General features: G+C 62.7%; 3 protein-coding genes. 2 read left to right on the top strand and 1 reads right to left on the bottom strand.

What is annotated here, in order from left to right; translation table 11 throughout:
* The first annotated feature begins 592 nt into the window (after positions 1-592).
* On the top strand, positions 593-1,348 hold the full coding sequence (locus tag UK12_RS31930; RefSeq protein ID WP_045306708.1) for a helix-turn-helix domain-containing protein: 756 nt from the start codon (positions 593-595) through the stop codon (positions 1,346-1,348).
* A gap of 72 nt (positions 1,349-1,420) precedes the next feature.
* On the opposite strand, the gene UK12_RS31925 is transcribed toward UK12_RS31930, so the two are convergent.
* Positions 1,421-2,371 (bottom strand): major capsid protein, encoded by a 951-nt coding sequence (locus tag UK12_RS31925; protein ID WP_197085346.1) that lies wholly within the window; start codon positions 2,369-2,371, stop codon positions 1,421-1,423.
* Between the two features lie 1,041 nt (positions 2,372-3,412).
* Here UK12_RS31925 and UK12_RS38715 point away from each other — a divergent pair.
* The gene (locus UK12_RS38715) at positions 3,413-4,153 is read left to right on the top strand and encodes a tetratricopeptide repeat protein (RefSeq protein ID WP_082120123.1); all 741 of its coding nucleotides are present in this window, start codon (positions 3,413-3,415) and stop codon (positions 4,151-4,153) included.
* Positions 4,154-4,399: the final 246 nt, after the last annotated feature.

The raw sequence follows: 4,399 nt of genomic DNA, 5'->3' as shown, positions 1-4,399 counted from the left end.
TCCCAGCCACCCCGTAGGTGGCTCAGACGTGGGAGGCCACACGGCAGCCAGCCGCGCCCTACCCACAAGCCCGGCCCTTCAGGGCCGGGTCAAGTTGACAAACCGGTACCGCTTGCGAATGGCCAAAGGTGCGCCTTTCCTCGTTCTCCGGAGCCCACACGGGCCGTCCCTGCGCCCACCACGGGATCGGCGGGGGCAGCCCAGTCCGAGCCCGGCGAACGCCCGCCGTGAAGCCCCCGACGCCGAACACCGGGGCTACGTACGGGTCCATCAGTCGTCCTGCCGAGTGCAGTTGGCGCAGGTGCACGGCGGCCAGGTGATCGGCAGACGTGCGCTCACGCGGCGGCTCAGCTCGGGCTCGTACTCTTCCTGCGGACTACTCCCCGCCAAGTGCTTGCATTGCTCGGCCTTCCAGCCGTCATACGTCATCGCCAAGGTCGTTCACCTCCGGTCACGCATCGCTCGGATTGCCGACCCCCTGATGGTGTCCCGTCCGACCGAACCAGTGCGACGACGGGAAGGCGTCTTTCGGGCGTCCTGACAAGGCGTCATTTAGGTGTCGTTGGACGACGTTTGGACATACCTTGGAGTCATGACGACGCCGAACGAGACGTTGCGGGCCGTACGGCTTGGCCTGCGTCTGAGTCAAGACGAGTTCGCGAAGCGCCTGCGCGCGGTGGGCACGGAACAAGGGGAGCCCAACGAAGCAAGCAAACGGCTTGTCCAGCGCTGGGAATCCGGGGAGGTGCGGGCCCCTCGGCCGGTGTACGTTCGTGCCCTTGAGGCCGTCACGAAGCTCCCCGTCGACCGCCTTGGTTTCGAGTCAGCACAGCTACCGTCCGGGGTCACCCGGGATGGCACAGGAGGGCACGACATGGCCAGCAGTGAGCCGGGAGTCCCGGTACAGGCGGCACCCGCCCCGATAGGCGAGGACTACTCCGGGGTATGGCTGAGCCGGTACGAGTTCTACAGCAGCAGCCGGGACGGCACGTTCACCGGGCTGCACCACGTCATCCTGACGCAGCACGGGAATCGCATCACGGGTCAATCCTTGCCCGGTGCTTCGTCCAACCCTGACTCGCCGCTCTCGTTTGACCTGACCACGGACCGCAACATCGTGACCGGGACTTGGGTCGAACAAACAGCACAGGATGGCTACTACCAGGGCGCAAGGTACCACGGGGCCATTCAGCTTTTGGTTGATCCCACTGGACGGCGGATGTCCGGGAAGTGGGTCGGCTTCGGTAAGGAATTCGATGTGAATACCGGTCCGTGGGAACTTCGCCTGTTGGACAAGTCGACAGCCGTTGAAATCATCGCGAAGTACAGTACTTCTCCCGCGGAGTAACCAGCGGCTCATAAACGCAGATCGGCCCCGTACCCACCCCGACAGTGAGGGGAAGGTACGGGGCGGTTGTGGTCACGCTCGGTAGTTCAGCTGGCAAGGACGTTCATCAGGCGCGCCGCAGCCTTGCCGCCGAACAACGCGATCCCGCATGTAGAACTCGATACGGGTCCGGTACACGGGCTTGTCGTGCGCCTCGCCAAGGTCGGTGACCTGGATTCCGCCATTGGTCAGACCGGTCACGCCCGCGTCAGCCTCGGAAGTGCCGAAACGGACGGCGTAGATGTCACCGCTCTCCTTGCCCCCGGTCCCGGTCGTCAGCGGGAGCACGTCCGTGCCGTCGAGCTTCTGTCCCGGGTCGAGCATGGGGATGCCGTTCCACATGGTCGTTTCCTTGCCGAGGATTTCGGCGGTCAGCAGCTCGGCGCCACCCAGCCGGCGGAAGCCGGACCGGATCTTCGCGATGATCGCGGCGTTCATGTACAGGGCGCCATTCTGGCCTGTGAGCCCGCGCACCTGAGCGGTCAGTGCGTCGAGCGCGTCGAAGAAGTCATAGCCGTTGGCGACCGGGCCAACTCCCTTGGCGTCGACGACCTGTCGGCCAATCAGGCGCTTGCGAAGGCCATCGAATCCGAGAGGGTTCACTGCCGTGTCGCCGTTGAAGAACTGATCCGAGAAGTGGACGGATGCGGCCTTGACCTTGAGAGTCTCTTGGATAGCGCGCTGGTCATTGACGTTCCCACGCGTCTGGACAATGAACTTGTCCACGTCGGAGTCGCCGCCAAGGATAGCCAGGCTCTCGATTCGTGGGCTCACCGCGCCGACGCTCTCCGGGTATGCCTCATTGACCGCACGGAAAGAGACACCGGGCAGGGCGGACTCCTCGTTGTAGTGGTACGAGGTCCCCTCGAATCCAATTAGCGGCAGACGGTCAAGGATTGGGGATTCCTCAACGAAGGTCTCAACGATGCCGCGCTGAAGGCTCTCGGTCGAGAGCTTCGCGGATTCGGCAAGAGTGAGTGCCATACCTAAATCTCCTAAGTATTGATATTTAGCGGGAAATTCAGCCCAACTGTTGGAGCAGTTGGCGGACTTGGGAGGAGGGAGGGCGACGCGAGCACCCGGCAATAGCCCCAAGTCTTAGACTCATTCGGCGAGTTGTGATCCTGATCACTCACGGCACCGGTGGTGTCCCCCTCGCCTCGGGTTCGCCATGCTCCGCTTTGATCCATGACGCTCCGCGCAAACGGCTCCAGTTACGGCGAGAGTGTTTTCCCTCCCTGCCGTGCAATCTAGGGAGGAGATAGGGGGCACCCGGGTGGGTATTACCCTAAGTAATTAGTAATTCAGCGCCGAACAGGCTTGACATTCGCAGCAGCCCGGCCACCCGGCTGATGAACGGCCGTCTCCCCGTTGTGACAGCTCGTGCACAACGGCCTGAGCCTGTGCCAAGCGTCCGGATCGGGAACGGCCTGCGCCCGCAACTGCCTACGGCTTAACGGGTGATGGTCAGCCACCGTCGCCGGCCCGGTGCACAGCAGGCACCACGGATGCGCGTACAGGTAGGCCCGTCGGATGCGCGGCCACCGGGGACCGTACGCACTGGTACCCGGTGTCTCGCGGTTCTTGGTCGCCTCACGCTCATGTTCCTTGCAGCGTCCGCTAGTTGTCAGCTCGGGGCAGCCCGGAACCGAGCACGGGGGGCGGGGCTTGCGTGGCATGGGGTAGCTCCAAGCAGGGGTGAGGGAACGTTTCGCCATTGGCCGTTCGAGCGAGACAAGTGCAGCGCGGGCATGGGCTCAAATGAGTATGGCCGTGGCTTAATTTCGACTACCTGGGGCATCCGCGCCGTGACAGATTATGCTCGGCCTGGCGGGGCTTAGATTTAGTGCGAAGCGATCGACGGGCAACGAAAGCTTGCGGGAGCCGAGGAGCCCATAAATGCACATGGTTACGGTTCGTATTCGCATTGCTTCATGCAGTCTTGGGGCCAACTGGCTTGGGAGAGAGTTGACACAGACCTAGATGCGGAGCACGGTGGAAGTACATCCCTAGGCCGGAGGCAGGATGATCGGCGGCGGGCTTAACTGTACCGACCGGCTGCACGGAAGCTGCAGAAGTCAGGAAGTTAAAGCTATGGATGAGCGACTAAGTAAGGCCATAGCGCTTTACCGGAAGCGTAAGGCCATAATGCTTTACCGGAAGCGCCGTTACGCCGAGGCAGAGACGCTTTTTAAGAAGCTTGCACAAGAGCCGTCGACTGCCGAATTGGGTTATTTCGGAATGGGAGTCATCCGCATCGAAGTCCACGATTCAACGGCAGCTAAGAACTACCTTCTCCGCTGCGTCGATTTGAGCGGGCAGACTCACGCAGGCGCCATGTGTCAGCTTGGCTGGCTAGAGGAAGAGCGCGGTGACCTCCCGGAGGCGGCCAATTGGTACGCCCGAGCTCTCAAGGCACAGCCGGGCCATGAAGCGGCCGAGCGGCAGCTTGCCGGGATTCACGCAATGTGGCAGCAGCATCTCAGGCAGAAAGAACCAAGTCGGCAGCAGCGCGGGCAGGGAGAACCAAGTGACGGAGGCGCCATGTTTGAGCGTGGCCGGCTAGAGGAAGAACGCGGCAACCTCCCGGAGGCGGCCAATTGGTACGCCCAAGCTAAACAGCTGAACCATCCAGCGGCCGCGCAAGCACTTGCCCGGGTGCACGCAAGTTGGCAGCAGCTCAGGCAGCGAGAACAGGTACTATCTTGGCACCCCGGGCGGCCCTGGTTGCCGGGGTACCAGCCGCACTTCCCCTGGGAACCCTGAGCAAGCGCCTTTTACTGCGGCGGCAGCACACGATGATTTGCTCGAATAATCGTGGCCCAATCAATTGAACGCCCCGAAATCCTCGCGGGTCTTGAGCTTGTGACACGGACGGCACAGCGTCTGTACGTTCCCGTCCGTGTCCTCACCCCAGGGCTGATGCGTTCTCAGCTCGTGAGACCGAGCAGGTCGAGGGCGTGGTCGGCGTGTGACCGGTAGTGGTCGGTCGCGGCAGCGATGTTGGTCCAG

Source organism: Saccharothrix sp. ST-888 (assembly GCF_000955975.1).
GTDB lineage: Bacteria > Actinomycetota > Actinomycetes > Streptomycetales > Streptomycetaceae > Kitasatospora.
The sequence above is the reverse complement of the archived record's forward strand: the minus strand, read 5'-3'. Positions and strand labels throughout refer to the sequence as shown.